Annotated in this window: 19 protein-coding genes; 10 read left to right on the top strand and 9 right to left on the bottom strand. The window is 47.3% G+C overall.

The features are described 5' to 3' along the window. The first annotated feature begins 452 nt into the window (after positions 1–452). On the top strand, positions 453–1,217 hold the full coding sequence (locus tag M3P05_RS17620; protein WP_249701386.1) for an esterase/lipase family protein: 765 nt from the start codon (positions 453–455) through the stop codon (positions 1,215–1,217). Between the two features lie 146 nt (positions 1,218–1,363). After that, the gene (locus tag M3P05_RS17615; protein ID WP_249701385.1) at positions 1,364–2,830 is read left to right on the top strand and encodes a wax ester/triacylglycerol synthase family O-acyltransferase; all 1,467 of its coding nucleotides are present in this window, start codon (positions 1,364–1,366) and stop codon (positions 2,828–2,830) included. 113 nt (positions 2,831–2,943) lie between these two features. Here the strand turns inward: M3P05_RS17615 and M3P05_RS17610 are convergent, their stop codons facing one another. Then, positions 2,944–3,324: a phasin family protein gene (locus M3P05_RS17610; protein WP_249701384.1), complete on the bottom strand. Its 381-nt coding sequence runs from the start codon at positions 3,322–3,324 to the stop codon at positions 2,944–2,946. A gap of 290 nt (positions 3,325–3,614) precedes the next feature. On the opposite strand from M3P05_RS17610, the gene M3P05_RS17605 reads away from it, so the two are divergent. Next, positions 3,615–4,124: a DUF2505 domain-containing protein gene (locus tag M3P05_RS17605; protein WP_249701383.1), complete on the top strand. Its 510-nt coding sequence runs from the start codon at positions 3,615–3,617 to the stop codon at positions 4,122–4,124. A 137-nt stretch (positions 4,125–4,261) separates the two neighbouring features. Here M3P05_RS17605 and M3P05_RS17600 read toward each other — a convergent pair whose 3' ends face one another. After that, complete coding sequence (locus M3P05_RS17600) at positions 4,262–5,902, bottom strand: WS/DGAT/MGAT family O-acyltransferase (RefSeq protein WP_249701382.1); 1,641 nt, start codon at positions 5,900–5,902, stop codon at positions 4,262–4,264. A 570-nt stretch (positions 5,903–6,472) separates the two neighbouring features. Between M3P05_RS17600 and M3P05_RS17595 the strand changes: the two genes are divergently transcribed. Then, positions 6,473–7,495: a DUF2804 domain-containing protein gene (locus tag M3P05_RS17595; RefSeq protein ID WP_249701380.1), complete on the top strand. Its 1,023-nt coding sequence runs from the start codon at positions 6,473–6,475 to the stop codon at positions 7,493–7,495. 173 nt (positions 7,496–7,668) lie between these two features. Beyond that, complete coding sequence (locus M3P05_RS17590; RefSeq protein ID WP_249701379.1) at positions 7,669–9,390, top strand: AMP-binding protein; 1,722 nt, start codon at positions 7,669–7,671, stop codon at positions 9,388–9,390. Positions 9,391–9,504: 114 nt separating this feature from the next. Here M3P05_RS17590 and M3P05_RS17585 read toward each other — a convergent pair whose 3' ends face one another. The 3 genes from M3P05_RS17585 to M3P05_RS17575 form a co-directional block, all read right to left on the bottom strand. Then, a complete protein-coding gene (locus tag M3P05_RS17585; RefSeq protein ID WP_249701378.1) occupies positions 9,505–9,873 on the bottom strand; it encodes a phasin family protein in 369 nt (122 codons plus the stop codon). A 96-nt stretch (positions 9,874–9,969) separates the two neighbouring features. Next, a complete protein-coding gene (locus M3P05_RS17580; protein WP_249701377.1) occupies positions 9,970–10,197 on the bottom strand; it encodes a WS/DGAT domain-containing protein in 228 nt (75 codons plus the stop codon). Positions 10,198–10,217: 20 nt separating this feature from the next. After that, positions 10,218–10,916, bottom strand: coding sequence for a wax ester/triacylglycerol synthase domain-containing protein (locus M3P05_RS17575; protein ID WP_249701376.1), 699 nt, complete (start codon positions 10,914–10,916; stop codon positions 10,218–10,220). Between the two features lie 421 nt (positions 10,917–11,337). Between M3P05_RS17575 and M3P05_RS17570 the strand changes: the two genes are divergently transcribed. From M3P05_RS17570 to M3P05_RS17550, 5 genes are all read left to right on the top strand, one after another. After that, a complete protein-coding gene (locus M3P05_RS17570; protein WP_249701375.1) occupies positions 11,338–13,206 on the top strand; it encodes a WH2 domain-containing protein in 1,869 nt (622 codons plus the stop codon). Positions 13,207–13,498: 292 nt separating this feature from the next. Continuing rightward, positions 13,499–15,685: an ABC transporter substrate-binding protein gene (locus M3P05_RS17565; protein WP_249701374.1), complete on the top strand. Its 2,187-nt coding sequence runs from the start codon at positions 13,499–13,501 to the stop codon at positions 15,683–15,685. A 3-nt stretch (positions 15,686–15,688) separates the two neighbouring features. Continuing rightward, positions 15,689–16,666: an ABC transporter permease gene (locus M3P05_RS17560; RefSeq protein WP_249701373.1), complete on the top strand. Its 978-nt coding sequence runs from the start codon at positions 15,689–15,691 to the stop codon at positions 16,664–16,666. Beyond that, positions 16,666–18,039, top strand: coding sequence for an ABC transporter permease (locus M3P05_RS17555; RefSeq protein ID WP_249701372.1), 1,374 nt, complete (start codon positions 16,666–16,668; stop codon positions 18,037–18,039). Before M3P05_RS17560 ends, M3P05_RS17555 begins: the two co-directional genes overlap by 1 nt. Before the next feature lie 2 nt (positions 18,040–18,041). Continuing rightward, positions 18,042–19,649, top strand: a complete 1,608-nt coding sequence (locus tag M3P05_RS17550; RefSeq protein ID WP_249701371.1) for an ABC transporter ATP-binding protein — start codon at positions 18,042–18,044, stop codon at positions 19,647–19,649. 43 nt (positions 19,650–19,692) lie between these two features. On the opposite strand, the gene M3P05_RS17545 is transcribed toward M3P05_RS17550, so the two are convergent. The 4 genes from M3P05_RS17545 to M3P05_RS17530 all read right to left on the bottom strand — a co-directional run bounded on the left by M3P05_RS17545 (position 19,693) and on the right by M3P05_RS17530 (position 23,652). Then, positions 19,693–21,162 (bottom strand): inorganic phosphate transporter, encoded by a 1,470-nt coding sequence (locus tag M3P05_RS17545; protein ID WP_249701370.1) that lies wholly within the window; start codon positions 21,160–21,162, stop codon positions 19,693–19,695. Further along, positions 21,162–21,833 carry a DUF47 domain-containing protein gene (locus M3P05_RS17540; protein WP_249701369.1) on the bottom strand — a complete coding sequence of 224 codons (672 nt, stop codon included), beginning with the start codon at positions 21,831–21,833 and terminating at the stop codon, positions 21,162–21,164. The genes M3P05_RS17545 and M3P05_RS17540 overlap by 1 nt, the downstream gene beginning before the upstream one ends. Before the next feature lie 459 nt (positions 21,834–22,292). Next, positions 22,293–22,481, bottom strand: coding sequence for a hypothetical protein (locus M3P05_RS17535; RefSeq protein ID WP_249701368.1), 189 nt, complete (start codon positions 22,479–22,481; stop codon positions 22,293–22,295). Between the two features lie 421 nt (positions 22,482–22,902). Further along, the gene (locus M3P05_RS17530) at positions 22,903–23,652 is read right to left on the bottom strand and encodes an FCD domain-containing protein (RefSeq protein WP_249701366.1); all 750 of its coding nucleotides are present in this window, start codon (positions 23,650–23,652) and stop codon (positions 22,903–22,905) included. Positions 23,653–23,746: the final 94 nt, after the last annotated feature.

Raw genomic sequence — 23,746 nt, 5'->3', positions numbered from 1 at the left:
CGACAGCAGGGCCTGCCAGTAAATTTTGTCAGAGCCCACATTCCGAAAAACGACACAAGCGAACAAAAGCTTACTTTTCAAGTAATTAGAGAGTTCACCAGTTATGCACAATTTCTGTGGGTAACCCTGTTAGCTTCTCCGAAATGGAAAACTCTTTCCAGAAATGCCAAGGGCTCACGAGAACTGTTTATTTTTTATACAGACGCATTTTAGTCCACCCGTATAACGAACAGTTCTGGCCGTAAATAACTGACATCATTGTCGTTTAACGTCTTATATGACTACTCAGCAATATATACTTTATGGATAAGGCAATTTTTTCGTGTACTACGGACGATAGTTCGAATTAATATGTCAACATAACAATCCACAGCTTGATATGGTCATTGGTAGATGAATTAAGATGTAATGCCCCAGGCTGCATGGAAAAATAATAATTATCAGGCCTACGTATGCAGAAGCAGAAAGCTATAAAGCCCCCAACCAAGCTGGACACAGCACTGGATGCGCTGCGTGCGGTGAAAGATGTTGCCAGCCTTGTCAGCGAACGCTCCCTGCTAAAAAAAGCCCCTAAAGGGGATGGCCATACCGTTATGGTTATTCCTGGCTTCCTTACCAGTGACCCTGCAACTTCCTTTATTCGTAACCGCCTTCGTAAACTTGGCTACAACGCACAACCATGGCGCCTTGGTATAAACCTGGGCCCTGCCAATGGGCGCGATATTGAAAATCTTCTGATTGAGCGTATCAAGGAAGTGTATCTGACATCCGGGCACCGCATCAGCCTGGTGGGCTGGAGCCTTGGTGGCGTTCTGGCCCGTGAGGCTGCACGACGCTTCCCGGATATGATCCGCCAGGTTATTACCCTTGGAAGCCCTGTCAGCGGTTCGCTGGAAAATACTAGCCTGTGGGATCTGTATGTCAAAGTTTTTGGCCGCAATGTCAGCATTGAAAAACTGGAAGAGCGGTTCAAGCAAGCCTGCCAGCCCGTTCCCCATGTTCCATTTACTTCGATTTATACCAAGCAGGATGGCATTGTTGCCTGGCAGATTTCCCATGTGGAAGAAACTGATATGTCTCAGAACATTAATGTCCGGGCAAGCCATGTTGGAATAATTTTTAACCCCAGAGTTCTCTACGTTATTGCCGACCGCCTTGCACAGCCTGATGGAAAATGGCTCCGTCTGGATGAAAGTATCCAGCGTGTTCTTGGCTGATATCAAGGAAAGCTGTACAAACTGTATTTCGGGTGCTTATGACCTGTTTTTCCGCATAAATGCTCTGCTTCTGTTGTTGGTGCACCAATAAAATAAACAAGTGGAAAGAACTCATCTGCGACTGACTGGAAGTAGGGAAGCACTGCATGTATCAGGTATCACCTCAGGATAATCTCTTCTTTCATATGGAGTCCGGCACAACTCCGATGCATATCGGGTTACTGTGTCTCTACAACCAGTCAACAGCCGAAGATGGCAAGGTTCGATTCAAAGATATTATCAAGACCTTTGAAGCACGCCTGCACAAAGTACCCGCGTTGCGTAATCGCGCAGTATCCACACCACTGCACCTTGATTACCCCTACTGGATCGTCGACCCGGACTTTGATATCGAATATCACATCCGACATATTGCACTACCTACACCAGGTGACTGGCGACAGCTGTGTATTCAGGTCGCACGACTCCACGCCCGCCCACTCGATATGAACCGCCCCCTGTGGGAAGCTACGGTGATAGAAGGTCTTGATAATATTGAAGGTCTTCCCAAGGCTTGCTTCGCCGTGCAGTTTAAAATGCACCGGGCTATTTATAACCGGGAAATTGGCGGACAGCTAATGGCAGCCCTGCATGATCTGGGCGCAGAGAGCATTACCTCACTACCGGAGCATCCCACCACTGTCGACCGTGTTCCCACCAGTATCGAACTGTTAAGCAGAGCAGCAATTAACAGAGTAAAAATCTTCAGTTCCTACGCTTCTGTTGCCAGAAGGTACGCCGTTCCTGCCGCTCGTAAGCTTTATGATGCGGCCTGCAAGAGCCAGTCCTGTGCCTTCACCCACTCACCTCATACCCGGTTTAACAACAAGCTCTCACCTCACCGGGTATTTGAAGGTACAAGCTTCAAACTGAAACAGGTTAACACCATTCGCAGTCAGCATAATGATGCCCGCTTTAATGATGTGGTGATCGCAATTATCGCCGGTGCCCTGCATCGCTATCTGTCCAGCAAGGACGAACTGCCTATTGCGTCCATGACGGCCATGTACCCTGTTATTAACCAGCCGGAAGAGGGATCGGGCGATCGTATTCACCGTTTCTCGCATATCTTCCCTCGCCTGTACACAGAGATAGCAGACGACAAAGAGCGCCTGGACAAACTTATCGTTCACCTTGAGAAAGCACGCAGGCAGTCTATCTGGCTGGACTGGCAGTTTGCAGATGATGCCGCTCGGCTGTTCCCCAACACCCTGGCAGATCTGTTTATCCGCGGGGCAGTTGGTTATCAGAATGCCCGCCATACCGGCCCCTTCTTCAATACTTTTATAAGCAGTGTGGCTGGCCCTCATATTCCACTTTACCATTGCGGTGCCAAACTTGAATCCTGCTTTGGTATTGATTCTATTTATGACAATGTCGGGTTGGCACATAACGCATTCAGTTATAACGGCATGCTGAATATTACTGTGAATGCCTGTCGAAATATGATGCCTGATCCTGACTTTTATATTGAATGCATCAATGATTCATTCAAATCACTATTGAAGAAGGAAAGAAAAACTAGAAGGAAAATCTCTCAAAAGACGATAACAGTTGATATTAATCAAGAATGATTGAGATGTTCTGAACTAGCCGTTTTGGTTAGATTAGCCATTAGTGCGAATAGATAAGTAAAAAAGGCAACCTGAATAATTAATTAAAGGTTGCCTTTTTTATTGCTCTTGAATCAAGAGGCTTTTTTTTCGGCTGGCTTAACCGCAGCTTTTACAGCTGGATTTGCAACAGGCTTACGAGGAGCAGCCTTCTTCTCGGCAGCACTCAGGGCCTTTACAGCTTTGCTAAGTTCTTCAATTTGCTCGGAAAGAGCCTGAATATCAGTCTTCTCTTCTTCGCCCTTGCTGATGCGCAGAACTTCTTTCAGACGTCCTACAGTTTCGCCGATACGCTCTTGAGCTTTTTGCTTAAGGTCATCAACTTTATCATTGGCACGATCACGAACATCTTCGCCATCTTCTACCAGTTCTTCAAAAAGTTTCTTACCTTCCGTTCCAAACTTTTCATAGCGAGCATAAGCGCCTAGGCCAGCTAACCAGATTTTCTCATACATAATCTCACTCCCCTAATTCGCTTCACTATAATCTGCTAAACCATTATACGAACGCACATTTTTCTGGTAAACCTTCATATTTTCTTCAAAACCTGTCATTTAAGCTTATAGAGCAAGCAAATATTTTTCTTGTTAAAAACCAGTCCAAAAAAATGAATAAATCAATTTCCACGGTGACAATGACAGGGTTTTCAATCTAACATTGACACACAGGATATCTAATACATAAACAGTAAAGTCGCTAATAAAAAGCTTTAAATAAACAGAGCAAATTAAAGAGATATTTTACGATGAAAATTGTAACCGTTGAACATCACTATAACTGCCAAGTAAACGACGTTTATCGTTTTTTCTCATCCGAAGAGATAATATCTACAAAATACGAGGCACTTGGGGCTCGTAAATTCCGACTAAGGGAACTGTCTGAAGCAGAAGGCAGTCTGACCATGGACTCCCGCCGGGAGGTTCCTGCAGGCAGTGAAATCCCAGCAGCCTTGCGTAAGTTCCTAGGTGAGTACAACAGGGTTCGCCAGCGTGAGAGCTGGGTCTCCCAGGACGATGGCAGCCGCCTTTGCACCATGCGGGTTGATATAGATGGTGTCCCGGTAAAAGTTCAGGGCGAAATGCTGCTCTGCCCAACAGGTGATGGTTGTGTGAACCATGTCACCATGGAAATCAGCAGCTCAATTCCTCTAGTGGGTAAAGTGGCTGCCAGCTTTGTAGCGGAAAATATTGAGCATCAAATGGAAGCTGAGTACCAATACATTCTGAGCGAAACCAAGGAGCTTTCTCCAGCCTGATGTTCTCTCACCGGTGGTGACGTTCAAAAGAAATCCCCGCCCAGCGGGGATTTCTTTTAGGTTCTGTTATGAAAAAAAAGCCTGGATAGTCCAGGCTTTAAATAGACGGAAACGGCCGTCAGAAAATTTGGTCAAGGTCAGGAGACTGCCTCAACGATTTTCTTCTCACTGGGCTCTTTCGTTTCCGGCTTTTCCGGTGTTTTTGCAACTGTCTTATTGACCGCAGCGGGCTTGGCCTCACTGGCCTGAGCTTTAGGCTTTTCCTTCACCGCCTCAACCTTGGGAGCTGCTTTTGCTTCAGTTTTCACAACTCTTGGCTTGCTCGCAGCCGGTTTGATCTCCTCTTTCGGCAGGACTGCTTTTTGAATCTCACGCATGGAGTAACGCAGGCAGTCAGCATAGAAAGCCGGATCAGGCATCATATTGCGACAGCAGGTGACGCTGATACTGATGCGTTTGTTGTAGCTGAAGATAATATGGAACAGCCCCATAGTGTCATAACTGATCCCTGTGCCATAGAACTGCACCAGCTTGGCTCCAGCAAAATAGAGCGGGAACTGTGGGCCAGGGACATTGGTAATACAGGTGTTAAACAGGGTCTTCAGATAATTGGTCAGGTGATACTTCAGAGCTGAACGCAGTGCCAGATTGGTCAACGTCGTTGGTAGAAGCTGGGCTGTATCAAGGAACAGGCTGCCACTGTTGACTTCATTATCATGTTTACCGTTAGTGGTCGCTGCATGGATAGCTTCGAGGCGCTTCACCGGGTCAGCAATATCTGTGAACACTTTCGGGAACATAAAGGAGATCTTGTTACCCTGCACCGATTGGGTCTGCTCTTCCCGAACATTAATAGGAACCATGGCCGTCAGCGACTCTTCCGGCAGTTCCCCCTTAGTTTTCAGATAACGACGCAGCGCCCCGGAGACAACCCCCATCATCACATCATTCAAAGTAATATTCGGCAGAGCGTTCTTAATGGCTTTGATATCATCCAAAGCAAAATCCACGCCCTCAAATGCCCGGTGAACACTGACCGGCTGGTTAAAGCGTGTTTTCGGAGCGCGGAACAGGTTATTGGCACTGAAAGTATCCGTGGTATTTCCTTTCAGCAGGTTCTTCGCTAAACCAAAAGCACTGGGAAGAACATGGTTGGTAACTGCCTTTCCTTTCTTGGCTACGTTGCGCACACCATTGAGTGCGGCACGGCTAAGAAGCTCAACGCCTGTCGGCATGCGGTCAACGATCCAGGGCTTATCAGGCAGACCCGGTTTTACATTGGGGCCAAGGTCATGCATGGCTGCCAGCAACTGGGCACCAAAAACACCATCCACCAGCGAGTGGTGAACTTTCATAACAACGGCAAAGCTACCCTCTGAAATCCCTTCGATATTGTTCAGCCCCTCAATAATGTACATCTCCCAGGGTGGGCGCCCCATATCCAGAGGGCGGGAATGGATGCGGGCAACCTGAATACAAAGCTGGCGCCAGTCACCAGGCTGAGGCAATGCTATGTGACGGATGTGAAACTCAATATCGAAATCCGGATCAGCTATCCAGTAGGGGTAATCAAGCCCCATGGGAACTTCTACTGCCCGATAGCGCAGCGAAGGAACCTTATGCAGCCTGTTTTCAAAATAATGGAGAATATCCTTAAATCCCAGGCGGGTACCTGGGACAGTGGACATATCGTAAATGCCAAGCGAACCAACATGCATCGGTGTGCTGCCGGTTTCCATATTCAAGAATGCAGTATCCAGTGGCGATAGCTGTTCCATTTTCCCCGTCCTTCATGAAACGATGAGGTCACTGCCGGTAGTGAACTTTGGTACCACGGAAACACCCTTTACATTTTAATCCTCTGAAAGGGCATTCTCTGCTTATGGGTACTTATTATTTTAACTGCGACACTACACGATCAATTATTTTTGTATCTGCATATTCTATGCTTACTGAAAGTCAGGTCAATGCATTGAATCAAAAGCACTATTTTTCCTGACATGTTCAATTTCAAAACTGTGAACTACTTCATATATTGCACAATTTTTGAATGCAGCATCTATACCAGTTACTAAACATTCTTTCATCCAGATGAACCAATAACTGAATCATAAAGCCGTTAAAGACGACTACAAAAGCATAAAATGACCACGCAGATCGTCTGATATTTATTCGTGCAAATGTTTGAATGTAAACTACATTTTGATTTCTCATTGTATCCGTAAAAACGGATATACGATTGATTTATGAGCCAATCCACATGAATGAGTAAACATAATCGTGAAATAGCTTTTTCATCACCCCGAGGAGATAGAAAAGGTATTTCCATGATTAAAGAGAAATAACCGATGACAGAGAATGCCATTCAGCTAATCGACAACCAGGGACGATTACGCCAGGGGTTACATCAAATTCCTGTGAGCGAGATTAACTACAGGGACTTCCATTTACGCACTCCCATGGGGCACAAGGCTGGTGCTCTCAGGCAGTGGTTTGGCTTTAACCAGTTTCAATTCACTTCAATCATCAGTCCTGAATTGATTGTTGGCACAGCGATTGTTGACACGAAACTTGCTGTTATTAGTTTCGTGTATATATACCACCCATCAACCGGGAAACTTTACAATTACCAGTTCAAGGCTCCCGGCTTTGGCAGCTTTTCCCAGACATCACTGCAGCCAGACAATGGTCACTGGTTTTTCCGGATGGGGAAAAACACCGTTGAGATAAAGTGCCAGAACCACAAAAGAACACTGCTCGTTCGCCTCAAAGACGGTACAGTCATTGATATGACATTCGAGGATCATGACTTCGAACCCATACGCTGCGCAACACGGGCTGACCTGAACGGTTTTTCCTACACACAAAAAATGGCGGGTATACCCTGCCAGGGACGTGTTTCCTGTAAAGCCGGTGAATATGATCTTGCTGAGATTCAAGCCTGCGCATCGCTTGACTGGACGGCTGGGTATCTTAAACGACGTTGTTTCTGGAACTGGATCTGCCTTTCAAGTGTTTTACCTGACGGAAGAAGCCTTGGTTTAAATGGAGCCTGTTTTACCAATGAATCAAGTTTCACTGAAAACGGATTCTGGATTGATGGAAAGCTGAATAAAACCGCCGGAATTGCCTTTAATTACGACTCTTTTGATCTTTACAAGCCATGGCATATTTACTCCACCGACGGCATGATAGACTTAACCTTCGAGCCAGAAGGCACTCAAACAGAGCGTAATAATTTCATAATAATGGCCAGCAACTTCCATCAGATGTTTGGTCGGTTTTCCGGGAATCTAATTACCTCTTCCGGAGAAAAAATTGAAATTGAAAAACTATATGGCTTCACCGAAGAGCATTACGCCAAGTGGTGATTCAAAAGTCATAAGCAAGAAAATCACAATAACTACAACTTTATTCTTGCTGCCTGTTAAAAACGGATCCGATAAGTCTAGTGATTAGACAAATACAGGCAGGCAAAGAAATAAATAACAACGAAGGCTTGGCCAAATCCTAATCTGGCCACAGTGTATTCTCGGAGAACACAATGCAAAGGGATAACTGCGCATATTCAGCAGAAGTGAACGGGTCTCTCGAAGATAGAGCTCTGGATCCGATGATTAATGGTCAATTTCGAACCATTTCCGATATTTTTCACTATGCCTGCCATGAGTATGATTCTAAGCCTGCTTTTACCAATCTGGACCATACCCTGTCTTTTCGGGATATTGAAAAGTACAGCCGGTATTTTGGAGCCTGGATTCAAAACAGAACCGACCTGGTTCCCGGTGATCGCATTATTATCCAGCTCCCCAATATTCTTCAGTTTCCCGTTGCTGTTTTCGGAGCATTGCGCGCAGGCCTGATAGTCGTTAATACCAATCCTTTGTATTCAGCACGTGAGCTGGAACACCAGATAAAAGACAGCGGTGCAAAAGCTATCATGACCTTTGCCAACGCTGCTTATATTGCTGCTGAGGTGATTCCGGATACTCAGATCAAGCATGTCATCATCACTGATATTGCCGACATGTTACCTGCCCCCAAACGTATTCTAATTAACGGTGTTATTCGTTATATCAAAAAAATGGTTCCTCCCTACCATATTCATGGAAGCCATCGTTTCCTCGATATTCTGGCCATTGGAAAATACCTGCACCTCGAGGAGCATTTACCAGAAAACAATGATACTGCCCTGTTGCAATACACGGGGGGAACCACCGGCGTGGCCAAGGGAGCTATGCTGACCCACCGCAATATGGTGGCGAATATGCTTCAAACCCGCAGCATCTGCGGAGATATCGTTCACAGCGGCGCAGAACTGTTTATTGCCCCCCTGCCCATGTATCACATCTATTCATTCACATTGCACTGCATGGTCAGCATGTTTCTGGGTGCCCATAATATTCTGATCACCAATCCCAGGGACATGCCCGCATTTATTAAAGAACTGAACAAGCATGATTTCACCCTGCTTACCGGGCTGAACACACTTTTTGCCGGACTTATGCGACAGCCTGGTTTTCACCACGTTGACTTCAGCCATCTGAAGCTGACATTTTCCGGCGGCATGGCATTACAGCAAAGTGTTGCCGAACAATGGGAAGAAATCACTCACTGTGAAGTCTGCGAAGGCTACGGCATGACAGAAACCTCCCCCATTGCCTGCGTGAACAGGCTGGATAATGTCCGGCTGGGAACAGTGGGCCAGCCTTTACCCGGAACCGAAGTCAAAATCATCGGCAGCGATGGCCAGACTCTGACTAAACCAACAGACCGTGGAGAATTCTGCATTCGTGGTCCTCAGGTTATGGCGGGTTACTGGAATAGGAAGAAAGACACTAAAAAAGTCTTGTCCAAAGATGGCTGGTTAAGAACAGGAGATGTCGCCACCATCTGTGAAGATGGCTTTGTCAGCATTGTTGACCGCGTTAAAGATATGATTATCGTCTCCGGCTTCAATGTTTACCCAAATGAAGTCGAGGAGCTGCTGGTTAAACATCCTCATATCAGCCAATGTGCCATTATCGGCCTTCCCAATGAAACAACAGGGGAAAGCATCAAAGCCTTTGTGGTGAAAGAAGACCCGAAACTGACTGATAAAGAGATCATCAGCTATTGCCGTCATCATATGGCTGCTTACAAGATCCCCAGGATTATCGAGTTTCGAAGGGAACTTCCCACAACCTCTGTCGGAAAGGTTTTGCGCAGAGAGTTACGTGATGAAGAGCTAAAGAAATGTGATATGGGCGAACCAATTATTGCCTGATCCCCGCATCGCCTGATTTACGGCCCGTACGTTTACAAAAATGTTCGGGCCCAACAAAGAAAAACGCAGCGGCCTTTCAGGCAACTGCGTTTTGATTATTTAGACTGCTGAGTATCAGGCAGGCTCAGCAACTTTCTTTTCTTCAACTTTGGCAGCTTTACGTGGAGCGGCACGTTTCACAGGTTTTTTCTCGGCAGCGGCGAGAGCCTGAACAGCTTTGGTCAGCTCTTCAATCTGAACAGAAAGATCAGCAACTTCGTCTTCTTTCTTGTCATCGCTGGTGACCATATCTTTCAGACGATCAACAACTTCATTCACGCGCTCACGAGCCTTGGTTTTCAGGTCATCAACCTGGTCAGTAGCGCGGCCTTTGATTTCTTCGCCATCCTTAACCAGCTCATCAAAAAGCTTCTTGCCTTCCTGACCCAGCTTCTCATAACGTGCATAGGCACCCAGACCTGCCAGCCAGATTTTTTCGTACATAATACTTCCTCTCTTTTTTATACCCGCCATGGCAGACGCCACGTTTCTCTCACCCAGTCCCAATGGACTTTGAAAAAACCCAGCCCTTCGGTTAACTCAGGCTTCTTCAGCCTGCTTTTTCTTTGGAGCTGCGGCTTTCTTCCCCTTCGGCTTTACAGATTTATCGGGGAGAACTTCCAGCTGTAATTCCTGCCAGGATTTTCGGAGACAGTGTGCATAAAACTCCGGATCCGGCATCATGTTACGACAGCAGGTAATGCTGACTGTGAGGGTGTCGTTATAACTGAATACAACATGACACAGCCCCACCGAGTCGTAACTCAACCCTCCCCCATAAAACTGTTTCAGTCTTGCTCCCGCGTGATAAACAGGTTCCTGTGCTTGGCTTCTGCTACAGCTTCCTGAACAGCTTTTAATCGATCTACCGGATGGGCCAGTTCGGCATGAATCTTGGGAACCATCAGCGACAGGTTGTTTCCTTGTGCGCCGCTGAGAGCAGGATCAATATTGACTGGTAACATCGCTGTCAGCGATTGTTCCGGCAGCTCATCTTTATGAATAAGGTATCGACGCAGTGCCCCTGAAACAACCGACACGATGACATCATTCACGGTCACTTCAGGAAATGCATCCCTGATTTTATTCAGGGTTTTCAAATCAAAACCAACAGCCTCAAAAACACGATGGGGAGAGACCTTGCCGTTAAAACGGGTTTTTGGTGCATGCATCAGCGCACAGCCATTGCAACCTTTCACAGCGCGCTTAAACAACCCACGGGAAACCGGCAATGTGTAGCGGGCCACCACCCGTCCTCTTTCCCAAAGACTGCGAACTCCGTTGACACCAGCCCGACCAAGAAGCTCGAACTGGGTTGGCACCCTGTCAACAACCCACTGTCCAACCTCGACGGGGTGGCTCCCTTCCGGTCTGAGATCATGCAGTATAGAGAGAAGATGAGCACCAGTAGCCCCATCCAGCAGGGCATGGTGCACCTTAAGCACCAGGGCAACACCGCCTGGGGAAACGCCCTCTACATTATCCACCCCCTATAACATACAGTTCCCAGGGAGGGCGTCTCATATAAGGGTATCAAGGGCCGATAACTGCTCCATAGCCAGCTCTCTTATTGCTTGATATTTATTGGCTTTCTTTCCATTACCTGCCTTGATACTCCTGAGACAACAGTAAAGCCTTGATATGGGTCAAATTGGCCAGAAACGGCTTTTCATAAGGGGTAAAATGGAGAAATCACGCATATCCAGCCTTCTTCGGGCGCACAGTCCTCCTTGTTAGAATCACTAACAATGCTGTTAGTTTGCCTTTAACCCTGATAATCCAGCCTTCTTTAACCACCCTGCCTGATTAGCCCTGTTCTCAGTTTTTTGGGCTGGAACTCCCGGCCTTTTATTAATGTCTGAACAATTGTGTTAGGAATTTTTGACTTACTGCAAGGAGGCAGGAGCCATGCCACTTACTATCTCTTATGGTCTACAACAAGCCACAAATTTTGTTGGTTCATGCATTTCATACCTTTATGCACCTGTTAAATGGTTCGGTCGTCGTATTCAACCATTACTATCGCAGAAAGTTGCGAAGACCCATCCTCTTACCCCTGCAGCAGATCAATACAGGGTAGCTGATACACCGAAAACAAATTCGTTAGTAACAGTTACCTCTCAAGTAGCTAAAAGTGAAGTTTCAACAACACACAAAAAACAGAAGCAAGAAGTTCTGAAAACAAAGGAACCACATAAGACATCTACTCCTGCCATCAATGCTGTAGAAAAAGAACTGACTTATGAGGAGAAGTTAGAGCAGCTGCTTTCAAAAGATGACGAACAGGAACTTGCTCTTGCTACCGAGCAAATGTCACCGAAGATGAGGAAAAAAATAGCCAGGGACAAGAGAAGACAAAAGAACTCCGTTGAGCGCATGGAAAAAAGAGAACGGCAATCATCCTCCGACACTGAACACTTCTATAAAGCAGCTGAGAAAGAGTATATGGCTGCCGAACAAGAACAAGAGTTTGCTGATAATGCACTGACGCCCCCCGGTATGCTCTTCATGAGGAAACTGAGTCAGCTTCAGCCCGAAGATCTTGATTCAAAAGTCATCAAAGCTATTAAAAGGCGTAAACAAAAGGCCAAGGCAGAAAAAGCTGCTGAGAACCAGCCTAAAGAAAGCAGTTCTACCAAAACCACTCATAACACGGAGCAGCTTCAACAATTAAGGGATCATATTGAAGCTATGAGACACCAGCGGAAATCAGATTTTGCCAGGAGGTCTCACAAGAAGTTAACAGCAAAAATGGAGAAGTTTGCTGATGATTCCCGTGCCAGAGTTCATGCCAAGTACGATGAAAAGCTCGAGATTGCAGCTGAAAAGGCTCGCCAAGAAAAAGCAGAAGCCTGTCGTAAACTGAAAGCAGAGCGCTATCAGGAGATCTCGGCTCTTGTTGATCAAGCCGCTAAACTTCTGCCCAAAGATGCAGCTCAGGGAAGTGATACTCTGAAAAAAGAGGTATGTGATGCCCTGATGGCTAAGCTGTTCGGTTACCACTCAGAGGGGGCGTGTTCAGCTACAGTACCTATGGTACCGATTCCAACAGCACCGCTGTTTAAACTTCCACCTCCTCCGCCACCTATGCCTGGGCTTCCACCACTAGCTGGTGGTGTAGCAAAACCATCAACTGTTATTGCTAAGGAGCCGAATAATGATGCACTGCTTGCCGAGATAGCTGCTGGTTTCAAACTCAGGAAAGTGAATGAAACCGATAAAATGCCTAAAGAATCCAAAGATCAGGCAATTTTTGAAGCAATAAGGGCGGGAGTAGTACTGAGAAGCTCCACAGCTCCCCGAGAAGATATGAAACCAGAAGTAAAAGTACTTACTCCCATGGAATTGATGCAAGCCCAAATCCACAACTTTACAACCAAGAAGCTTAAGAAAGTGGAAACGAAAGAGACATCTGCCCTTGATGCAGCCCGAGGGCAAGAAGATCAATCTTTCTCAGCGAGGTTGGCAAAGGATATCGTAGACAATGTGAGAGAATTTATTCCCCACGTTACGGAAATACTCAGCCCTTTGGGCATGCAGCATGATGAAGATTGTGATGAAAGTTACCAAACAATATTCATGAAGTTAATTGATGATGTTCTTAGAAACTATGGGATAACAGACCCTGAACTTAGTACAGCTGTAGAAGAGTGCATTAAGATTATGGAAACCCATTATCGCAGCACTGATATTCGTTCCTACCAAAATATCAAGGGGCATATCGTCAGCTGGATAAAAGGAAATCTCACTGAACCCAAAGGAAAAATACTTCCATAGGAAGGTTAAAAACATAAAACTGCCATACCAGGGCCCCAGGAATGCAATTCAGAGTGATGGCTTACATCACAATTCCCCTGAGCGCTTTCCTGAGGCCCTGGCGGCAGTCGACAGATAAACAGGGTTCGTTCCTGATCCCCGGGAATCCTTCCCTTATCTATCTTGACGTTGAATCTATCGGACTCACTTTTCCAGTTGTATAACCGGACCGTTAGCTTTCCTGTACCCAACAGCAAAAAAGTGCGACATTAACCATAATAAGAACAATAAAAATCACAAAAAGAGTGATGCCATGCCCGTAATTGGGATGCGCGCAGCAAATCAATTCATTCGTTCTCTGGGGGTAACACTGCTGTTAGCAGGATGCTCCGGGCCATGGAATGACCCAAATGAGCCAGAAAAACCCGGTGAAACTGTTTACTATGGCAGCTACTCCTCCCGCCTGCAGCATCTTGACCCGGCCCGATCTTACAGCGCCGAAGAAGCGTTGTTTATTGATCAGATTTATGAATCTCCGCTTCGCTATCACTTCCTAAAGCGCCCTTATGTTCTGGAGCCGGCACTGGCCGATTCAATGCCTTCGGTCAGATATCTTGATAAAGAGCTGCAGTCAGTTTCGGCGCAAAGCCCTGATCTGGCCTTCAGTCTTTATACCATCACCCTGAAACCTGACGTGTTCTATCAGCCTCATCCGGCTTTTGCCCAAAAAAGTGATGGTGTTCCTCTTTATCTGTTTGAAACCAAAGAGGCTTCACAGCATTTCAAAACATTGTCTGACTTTCCCGTTTCAGGAAAAAGATTGCTCAAGGCCGAAGATTTTATTTATGGCATAAAACGTCTTGCAGACCCGGCCAATAAATCACCTCTTCTGGGTTTCCTCTCGAATTACATCGATGGAATGTCTGAGTTTTCCCAAACGGTAAAGGATGTCCCCCGTGATCAGTGGCTGGATCTGCGCAAGTTTTCCCTGGGCGGTATCAATGTTGTTGATGAACGGACATTTACCATCAGGATAAAGGGAAAGTACCCCCAGTTTCTTTACTGGCTGGCAATGCATTTCTTTGCTCCGATCCCCTGGGAGGCTGACCGGTTTTATCACAACCCCGGTTTTCAAAAGCGTAACCTGACCCTGGACTGGCATCCGGTTGGAACCGGTGCCTTTATGATGACCCAGAATGATCCAAACAAGGGCATCACTCTGGAGCGTAACCCTAACTACTGGTTTGACCCTTACCCTTCTGAAGGGGCTGAATTAGATAGAGAGCAGGGATTACTGGAAGACGCCGGTAAACCCATGCCATTTATTGATCGCGCCACTTTTCGACTGGAAAAAGAGAGCCTGCCCCAGTGGTCAAAGTTTATGCAGGGCTGGTATGACCGCTCCGGTGACGATACCCACAATATCAGTTCGGATAACTTTGACCGGGCCTTTGTTGTTTCAGGCTCAGGAATAGACCTCAGCCCTGATATGAAACAACGCGGTATTAATATCAGCACAGAGATCAAGCCTTCTATTTATTACTACGGTTTCAATATGCTTGATCCGGTTGTTGGTGGTTACTCCGAGAAGAAACAGAAACTCCGTCAGGCCATTACTATCGCCTGGAATATGGAAGAGTTTCTGGAAATCTTTACCAATGGCCGCGGGCAGGCAGCCATGGGGCCGATTCCTCCCGGCATCCCCGGTTATAAGGAAGGCAAAGCAGGCATCAACCCTTATATCTATAACTGGGTCAATGGCCAGCCAGAGCGTAAATCCATAGACGAAGCCAAAAGACTGCTGGCAGAAGCAGGCTACCCCAATGGCCGGGATGCTGAAACAGGGAAACCCCTGGTGCTTTATCTCGATACCACTGGAGGCAGCTCAGGCCCGGTAGCCGACTGGCGTCGCCGGCAACTGGAAAACATCGGCGTTCAGCTGGAGTATCGCACCAGTGACTATGTCCGCTTCAAGGAAAAAATTCGTGACGGGAATACCCAGTTGTTTGGCTGGGGCTGGCTGGCGGATTACCCCGACCCGGAGAATTTCCTGTTCCTGCTCGACAGTGCTCAGACCAGCGGCAACTGTAAGTGCGATGGCAATAACAGCACCAATTATGAAAACCCTGAGTTCGATAAATTATTCCGCCAGATCAAGGTTATGCCGGATTCGCCCCAGCGTATAGCCCTGCTTGATAAGGCTATCGATCTCGTTCGCCGGGATAATCCCTGGATATGGGGTTACCACACCAAAGAGTACTATCTGAACAACAGCTGGGTTTACAACACTAAGCGACATGGCATTGCTCAGGACACCCTCAAATATCTCCGCATCGACACCAAGCAGCGCAGACAGCTCCAGAGGGAATGGAATAAACCGGTTATCTGGCCTCTGATTACTATTGCTGTTATCTGCCTGCTGATTGTTTTGCCCGCAGTGATCGCTTATCGCCGCCGCCAGAATATGCGCGTCAGCTCTGTTCAGGAAAGGGAGGACTAACAGGTGCTTGCTTATATCATCCGCCGTCTGTTGTATGCCATCCCGATCCTTATCGGGGTTAACCTGATTACCTTCATTCTGTTTTTCGTGGTGAACAGCCCTCAGGATATTGCCCGTGCCCATCTGGGAGAAAAGTATGTCACTCAGGATGCCATCGATCACTGGGTGAAAGAAAAGGGCTACGACAATCCACTGATATATAACCCGAACGCTGCAGGCTTCAGCAAATTCACTGACACCATTTTCTTTCATAAATCCCTCAGCCTGTTCACATTCGATTTTGGTCAGGCCGATGATGGCCGGGATATTACCACCGATGTTCGTACCCGAATGGGCCCCAGTCTGGCCCTGGCCATTCCCACCTTTATTGTTGGTATCTGGGTCAATATCTGTGTAGCACTGATTATTGTGATGTTTCGTGGCACCCGGCTTGATAAAGCGGCCGTTGTCCTGTTTGTTACTCTGATGTCGATTTCCGGGTTGTTTTACATTATTGGCGGGCAATATCTTGTAGCCACTCTGTGGAAGCTGGTTCCAATTTCTGGCTATCAAACTTCACTGTCTGCCTGGAAGTTTTTAATACTGCCGGTGGCGATAGGTATTGTTTCCGGAATTGGACTGGGTGCCCGCTGGTACCGCACTTTGTTCCTTGAAGCCGCCGACCAGGACTTTGCCCGCACCGCCCGGGCCAAAGGTGTGAGTGAGCTGGCAGTTCTGTTCCGCCATGTTTTACCCAATGCTCTGTTGCCCATTCTGACTGGTGTGGTCGTGGTGATTCCGACACTGTTTATGGGCAGCCTGCTGATGGAAGCGTTCTTCGGTATTCCCGGTTTGGGCAGTTATATGCTGGATGCCATCCGTGCCCAGGACTTTGCCATTGTCCGTACCATGGTGTTTGTGGGTTCAGTGCTTTACATCATCGGTCTGATTCTGACGGATATCTCCTACACCATTGCTGACCCGAGAGTGAGGCTGAACTGATGGATATGATGCTCAAGCCCGTTATTCTCTGGACCGATGTGTTGATATGGCTGCTGGTGATTTCCATTACCCTGTTCCTGTCGCAGCTGCGAAAAAATCCAGAAAGCCGTGAGCAGTGGCATCAGGTCTTCAGCTCCCGCACCGGCATGGTCACGTTTGTTATCATTCTGTCGTATATAGCGATTGCACTGATCGATTCTCTCCATTTTCGCAAGGCTTTGCCTCCTGTCCCTGGACAGAACACAACTTATTATTCCAATACGGTAAACAGTGTTCTGGATATTTTTCTTGGGGAAATGGGCGAGACCAAAGAGCGTACCTACTCTGCTCCCTTTTCCCTGAAGTCTTACGCCAAGGAAAATATGACTGATGAAAGCGGCCATATTTACCGGGATTATCCGGATCTGAAATATGCCGGCAGTCATTTATCCGATAACTCTGATTTCTCAAAAGACCTGCTGATTCAAAGTCTGAAAGGTGCAGGAAAAGGACTTTTCATCGGCCTTCTGCTCTGTGCTCTTCTAAAGGTTTTCACCCATAGACAGGATCTGCCCTGGAGCTCGGCCATGGTCACCATCCTGCTGGTCTGCACTCTGCTTGGCTGGTTGCTACATGTAGGCAATCTCTACCATGTACTGGGAACGGATAAAGCCGGTAATGACACACTCTACCATTCGATAAAAGGCATCCGCACCGGCGTTCTTATCGGAACCCTGGCCACCCTGATTATGATGCCCATTGCCATCACCTTGGGTATTTGCGCTGGTTACTTTAAGGGCTGGGTAGATGATGTGGTTCAGTACCTCTACACCACTCTGAGTTCAATTCCCGGAATTCTTCTGATTGCTGCTGCGATCCTGCAGTTCCAGGTTTTTATCGATCTGAACCCGGATTTCTTTGAGGTAGGGCTGGAAAAGGCTGATGCCCGCTTCCTCGGCCTTTGCTTTATTCTGGGAATCACCAGCTGGGCCGGGCTCTGCCGGTTGCTGCGTGCAGAGACCCTGAAAATCAGTCAGCTGCCTTATGTTCAGGCGGCTCATGCCTTTGGTGTCAGCCAGGTTGGTATTCTGCACCGTCATGTTCTGCCCAATGTGATGCATATTATTCTGATTACCTTTGTTCTGGATTTCAGCGGGCTGGTGCTGGCTGAGGCAGTTCTCTCCTATATCGGAGTTGGAGTTGATTCCACCATGCCGAGCTGGGGCAATATGATTAACCTGGCCCGCACAGAAATGTCCCGGGAACCGGTGGTCTGGTGGAACCTGATTGGTGCATTTGCCTTTATGTTCACCCTGGTGCTGGCAGCCAACCTGTTTTCTGATCTGGTTAACGACGCGTTCAACCCGAAAAAGAGACAGGAGCGAGGTGCATAACCATGGATAACTCAGCTCCTGTTCTGTCAGTAGAAAACCTGAGTGTCTGCGTAAACAACCCGCAGCAGGATCCAATACTTCGGAATGTCTCGTTCCAGCTGAACCCCGGTGAAATTTTTGCCTTGGTGGGCGAATCAGGCAGTGGCAAATCTGTCACATCCCTTGCCGCTATACGACTACTGCCTGATGCCCTGAAAGTGACCCAGGGAAAAGTTCTGTTTGATGGAGCCGATCTGTTTCATTCCACCGAACGGGAGATGACTGCCGTTCGTGGTAACCGGGTTGCCATGATTTTTCAGGAAGCTCTGACCTCACTGAATCCGGTGCAGAAAGTCGGTGTCCAAATTGAAGAAGCACTACTTCTGCATACACAGCTGAATGCCAGGGCCAGAAGGGAAAAAATCATTGACCTGTTATCGGAAGTTGGCCTGCCTCATCCGGAAACCCGTATCGACTGGTATCCGCACCAGCTTTCTGGAGGCCAGCAGCAACGGGTTATGATCGCTATAGCTTTAGCCTGTGAGCCGGATATTCTGATTGCAGATGAGCCAACAACAGCCCTCGATGTCACCATACAGAAACAGGTTCTCAACCTGATTCGTACCCTCGCCAGAACACGACAGCTTGCAGTCCTTCTGATCACCCATGATATGGGTGTAGTTCGGGAAACAGCCCAGCGGGTTGGGGTTATGCTGCGCGGTGAAATTATCGAGGAAGGCAATTGCGAGCAGATTTTTCGTCACCCTCAACAGGAATATACCCGCCGCCTGATTGCCAGCCTGCCAAACCAGGATAACTTTTTACCAAGCGAACAGCCTGATCACCTACTCACCATCAAAGGACTCAAAGTTCACTTTCCACTTCGAAAAGGTATCCTCCAACGCATTCATGTCTGGACAAAAGCAGTGGATGATATCGACCTTCATATTGGTCGAGGAGAAACTCTGGCTTTGGTTGGGGAATCCGGTTGCGGTAAAACCACAACCGGCCGGGCCATTCTCAGGCTGGATCAAATTACTAGTGGCACCATCAGTTATAACAACCAGCATATTCATAAATTATCTCGCAGAGGTATGCTGCCTCTTCGCCGTAGAATTCAGGTGATATTCCAGGATCCTTATTCATCCATGAACCCGCGTATGACAGTTCAGCGGATTATCGAAGAGGGTATGGTCAGCCTGAAAATGGATCTATCCCATGAGCAGAGGGAAGCGCGTGTCATTGAGTTACTGGAAAGAGTCAAACTCGAACCTGAACATCGCTTCCGCTATCCCCATGAGTTTTCCGGAGGTCAAAGGCAGAGAATTGCCATTGCCCGGGCACTGGCTGTATCACCAGAGTTGATTATCTGCGATGAGCCCACCAGTGCCCTGGATGTTTCCACTAGGGCAGAGGTTCTCTCGTTGTTGCAGGAGCTTCAGAATGAACTGGGTGTTTCTTATCTTTTTATCACCCACGATCTGTCCATTATTCCCCAGTTGGCTCACCGGGTTGCGGTTATGAAAGATGGCAAGATTGTTGAAACCGGTGCAACTGAAGATGTGCTGACGAAACCACGGCAAAATTATACGAGGGAACTACTGAGCGCAGTCCCCCGCTGTCAGGAGTGATGCCTCCCCCCCCCCCTAAATCAGCCATGCCAACTATACATGACTACAGAATTGAAAAGGCTCTGAACAACTGTTCAAACTGTGTTTCCAGATGTCGGTTATAGGGTTTGTTCAAAACCGTCTTTTCACGGAATGCCCAGTTTTTTGATTCTTTGGTCAACTCGTCAGTTAGCTGCCATGAGTACTCATAGGTTTTGCCGTTCAGCTTATTGAGAGCTTCAAGCTGCTGAGGTTCCAGATCCAGCTGATCCATATCCAGACGATCAAGATCCACTTCAAGGTAAAACTTGCGGGATAGATCAACAACCATCGAGAGATGACTATCCTCAACATCTGTTTCCTCGCGAAGGCTGTCTTTAAAGACCTCAGCGTCTGAGAAAACTTCGCCCTCCATACCTTTCAGCATATGGTCATGAACTCCCATATCTGCCAGCTTTTCAATCACAGGCGGGGTAACCTGATAACTGATCGGCTCAAAAACCTTGACCATGAACAGGTTCTGGGCCAGGAGGAATGTAAAAAGGGACAAGGCGAAAGCAATGGCAGGGGTTGTCGCCCAGCCGCAGGCAATTTTTCCAACGACTCTCCAGTGAATCTGGTGACCGCCTTTTAACAAGCCAATCCCGATAATGGCACCCACAACAGCTTGTGAGCTAGACAATGGCACCAGTGGAATTGTCGGCATGCCATTGCTGGCCAGAAAGTATTCCAGACCTTCCGACGCAAACAGGAACAACACGATTGAGTGAGCGATAACAACCACAAAAGCAGCTACTGGTGTCAGAGGCATAAGACCACTGCCCACTGTCATCATTACACGCTTTGAATAGGTGAAGACGCCGAGAGCAATAGCCAGACCACCCAGCATAAACAACACCTGAACGGGAGAAAAAATCATTGGCCCGAATGAGATTTCCGAAAACGGCGAAGAGGCGATAAAAACCCCCATTACGTTACCAATATTGTTCGCGCCCAAACTAAATGAGCCAAAGGCTCCCGCTGCAATCAGTGCATATCTGACCATTCCATCCAGAGTGATCAGGTGCAAACCTGCCCTGTCCAGAATCCAGCCAACCAATTTGTAAAGAAGTACGGCTGTGATACCAGATAAAATCGGGCAGAGAACCCAGGTCATTACAATCTTTTGTAGAACTGTAAAGTCGGTATTTGATCCGGAGAAGAAGTTCCAGCCGATAATTGCCCCGACAATCGCCTGACTGGTTGAAACTGGGAGCTTCATATAGCTCATTGCATATACGGTAATGGCTGCCGCCAGTGCCGTAGCAAAAGCACCACCCAGTGCATTAATTGCTCCGAGTTTGCCCAATGTATGAGCTGCACCCGCACCGCTAACAACGGCCCCCAGCATAATAAACACGGAACAGATAATTGCTGCCGTGGTAAAACGAATCATCCGACTGCCGACTGCAGACCCAAAAACATTCGCCGCGTCGTTAGCTCCGAGAGACCATCCTAGAAACAGACCTGATGACAGGAAAAACAAAAATGTCATTACATGGCCCGCTTGATTGCATAGATAGTCAGTGAATCCGCAATATCCTCAGCCATGTTGGCCACACCATCGATTCGGTCGACGAAATATCGAATATGGGTTTTCTGGGCGAGTTCAAGATCAGAACTGAAAGCCATCCGTTTCATACGGGTACATTCAAGATCTGCTTCACTTTCAAAGAAGATAACTTTGTGGCTGTGATCTTTAACAGCATGAATATCCCTGAAGAAGGCCCTGGCTGCCAGCAGCAGATGGTCAACACAGCGACTTGCTATTGATTGCAGATCCAGCAACCCTTCATGCATTTCCTTGGGGAAATAAGGTGTTTCCGTTTCCAGGGCAAAAGCCAGTGCCTGCTGGGCACCAATAAGATCATCGATTTCCTCAAGCATTCTGAGAACATCGCGGCGAAAGTCAGGAATCAATGTCTTTTCATAGAGAAATGTTTTAATTCCTCGCCTGAGGCTATCTGCCTGGGTTTCCAGTTCGCAAAGTTGCTGTAAACAGACCTCATACTCATCAGTTGGCTTTCCGTTTCTCAGATAAACCTTTAGCAGCTTGCCAAAAAGATCAGAAGAGTCGCTGACCAGATCAAAAAAGTGATCAATATCCTGAATAACCTGATTCTTTTTTCCAAATAGACTGTGCTGCTGCTTACCGGCACTGAGCATATGATTTAATGACCTTTTAATATTCTTTTAATTCAGCAGGGCATAAGGCCCCTGAAAACCGACTTAAAAGTCTGGACAAATCAGCATCTCCATCTATTGATATACGTCAACATGTTAATATTTTTGAAACATTTAGTTCACAGCCTGCATAATGAATAATAAATTCCATGGTATTATGGGCTTATAAACAGCCTGTTCAGCGGGAAAGCGGCGAGTACGAACACTGGCTCGGCCGGTTTGCGTGACAGCTTCTTTTATCTACTCCTCCAGAATGTTTCGATAAAAGGCATCAAAGGATTCTGGGAGGGGAAACTCTGCTGCTACTTGCAGCTCTTTGGCGAATTCAGACACTATGGCCGGGGTGGGTGGTTTCGCTGGCACTCTCAGAAGAACAGAGCCGGAGATATACCGAACCTCCGTGACAGAGTCGTAATGTGATCCTTGGTAAGCTGACGAGTATCATTCCATGGATACATTGCTCTTGCCACCGAGTTCGTCTTTGAGGTCATGAAGCTTGAGTTGGTACTGATCCATAAGCACCTTGAGTGTAGCGATGCCTGAATCAAGGGCATCAATACGAGCCTCGAACTCTTGCAACTCAGGATCATTGCTCTCCCACTCCTCGAAAGGTTTTCCGAGCAACCTCACTGCTCTTTCTGCAAGGGTAGTGAGGTCATTTGCCGGGGTATTTGAAATAACCGACAACGCTATCGCTGCAAGTCCTGTGGGTGCTCTTTTACGGCTTTTACTGGTAAACCTTTATCTGGCCTTCACTATCCCGAAAAGTGGAATCAGTACTTATCGGGCATGACTCACGCACTGATGACTCAACGCCCGGCTGCGGTCGAATGTGGCATAGACCTAAAGACACCTTTCCGCTGGCGTCATCGGTTTTTAGTTTGATGTGAAAACCCACGTCCTTAGGGCGTGGTCATGAATGGTTGGCTTTGCCTGCCATGGATCTACCCAGCTACTTCCTATTTCTGAGTTGTCCCCACAACTTTGTGAGATAGGAAGTAGCATGAGTAGATTTGAGAAATTATCGCATGTTCTTTGGCACTGCAGCCAATCACCACTGCCACTCTTTCATCCGACGTTTGGCCCGTTCAGAGCGGAGCTGGTTCAGTTCAATATCCTTAAATGTTTCCTGCACAAACATAATGTGTTTCTCGGCAGCAGCGCGGGCTTTTTCCGGGTCACGGGTAAGAATGGCATCCAGAATCTGCTGATGCTGCTTGTACAGGCATACACCAGTCACATCATTATGATAAAGATCGTCAATGTTTGTGTGGATGTTATTGCGGATCAGGCTGAACATACCGCGCATGGTGTGCAGAAGAACAAGGTTGTGAGAAGCCTCGGCGATCGCGATATGGAAGGCGAGGTCAGCTTGACTTTCTTTTTCCTGATCAGCGTCAATCATACTATCTTCAAGTGCAGAGAAAGTTTTCTCTAGATTCGAGCGATCTGCATCCGTAGCCCGCAGGGCTGCGTAATAAGCACAGGCACCTTCCAGAAGAGAGCGGAACTCAAGAACATCTTCCCTGGCATCGGGGTGTTGTCCGAGCATTTCCAGAAGGGGATCGGCCATGGAGCGGGTCAGCAAATCAGTCACATAGTGTCCGCCTCCCTGACGCGAACGCAAAATTCCCTTGGCTGCAAGTGCTTTGAGAGCATTGCGTAAGGATGGTCGGGATACTTCTAATGTTTCGGCTAACACTCTCTCTGGGGGTAGGCGATCACCGGAACGGTATACCCCTTCAACGATACTTTTTTCAAGTTGAGTAGTAATCTGTTCTACTAGAGTCAACTGTTTCATTACTTTCTCCACTGACTCACGACAGTCCCTCATGATACTTCCAACAGTGCACATTATATTGGTATTGCAATAAGCATGCCTAGGCATCCCTGAA

Origin of the sequence: Parendozoicomonas callyspongiae (genome assembly GCF_023502345.1) — a bacterium.
Taxonomy (GTDB): domain Bacteria; phylum Pseudomonadota; class Gammaproteobacteria; order Pseudomonadales; family Endozoicomonadaceae; genus Sansalvadorimonas; species Sansalvadorimonas callyspongiae.
The sequence above is the reverse complement of the archived record's forward strand: the minus strand, read 5'-3'. Positions and strand labels throughout refer to the sequence as shown.

What these genes read in the sequence shown, in the direction of transcription:
- M3P05_RS17620 (WP_249701386.1), top strand. Translation starts at nt 453, where the DNA reads ATGCAGAAGCAGAAAGCTATAAAGCCCCCAACCAAGCTGGACACAGCA.
- M3P05_RS17615 (WP_249701385.1), top strand. Translation starts at nt 1,364, where the DNA reads ATGTATCAGGTATCACCTCAGGATAATCTCTTCTTTCATATGGAGTCC.
- M3P05_RS17610 (WP_249701384.1), bottom strand. Translation starts at nt 3,324, where the DNA reads ATGTATGAGAAAATCTGGTTAGCTGGCCTAGGCGCTTATGCTCGCTAT.
- M3P05_RS17605 (WP_249701383.1), top strand. Translation starts at nt 3,615, where the DNA reads ATGAAAATTGTAACCGTTGAACATCACTATAACTGCCAAGTAAACGAC.
- M3P05_RS17600 (WP_249701382.1), bottom strand. Translation starts at nt 5,902, where the DNA reads ATGGAACAGCTATCGCCACTGGATACTGCATTCTTGAATATGGAAACC.
- M3P05_RS17595 (WP_249701380.1), top strand. Translation starts at nt 6,473, where the DNA reads ATGACAGAGAATGCCATTCAGCTAATCGACAACCAGGGACGATTACGC.
- M3P05_RS17590 (WP_249701379.1), top strand. Translation starts at nt 7,669, where the DNA reads ATGCAAAGGGATAACTGCGCATATTCAGCAGAAGTGAACGGGTCTCTC.
- M3P05_RS17585 (WP_249701378.1), bottom strand. Translation starts at nt 9,873, where the DNA reads ATGTACGAAAAAATCTGGCTGGCAGGTCTGGGTGCCTATGCACGTTAT.
- M3P05_RS17570 (WP_249701375.1), top strand. Translation starts at nt 11,338, where the DNA reads ATGCCACTTACTATCTCTTATGGTCTACAACAAGCCACAAATTTTGTT.
- M3P05_RS17565 (WP_249701374.1), top strand. Translation starts at nt 13,499, where the DNA reads ATGCCCGTAATTGGGATGCGCGCAGCAAATCAATTCATTCGTTCTCTG.
- M3P05_RS17555 (WP_249701372.1), top strand. Translation starts at nt 16,666, where the DNA reads ATGGATATGATGCTCAAGCCCGTTATTCTCTGGACCGATGTGTTGATA.
- M3P05_RS17550 (WP_249701371.1), top strand. Translation starts at nt 18,042, where the DNA reads ATGGATAACTCAGCTCCTGTTCTGTCAGTAGAAAACCTGAGTGTCTGC.
- M3P05_RS17545 (WP_249701370.1), bottom strand. Translation starts at nt 21,162, where the DNA reads ATGACATTTTTGTTTTTCCTGTCATCAGGTCTGTTTCTAGGATGGTCT.
- M3P05_RS17540 (WP_249701369.1), bottom strand. Translation starts at nt 21,833, where the DNA reads ATGCTCAGTGCCGGTAAGCAGCAGCACAGTCTATTTGGAAAAAAGAAT.
- M3P05_RS17530 (WP_249701366.1), bottom strand. Translation starts at nt 23,652, where the DNA reads ATGAAACAGTTGACTCTAGTAGAACAGATTACTACTCAACTTGAAAAA.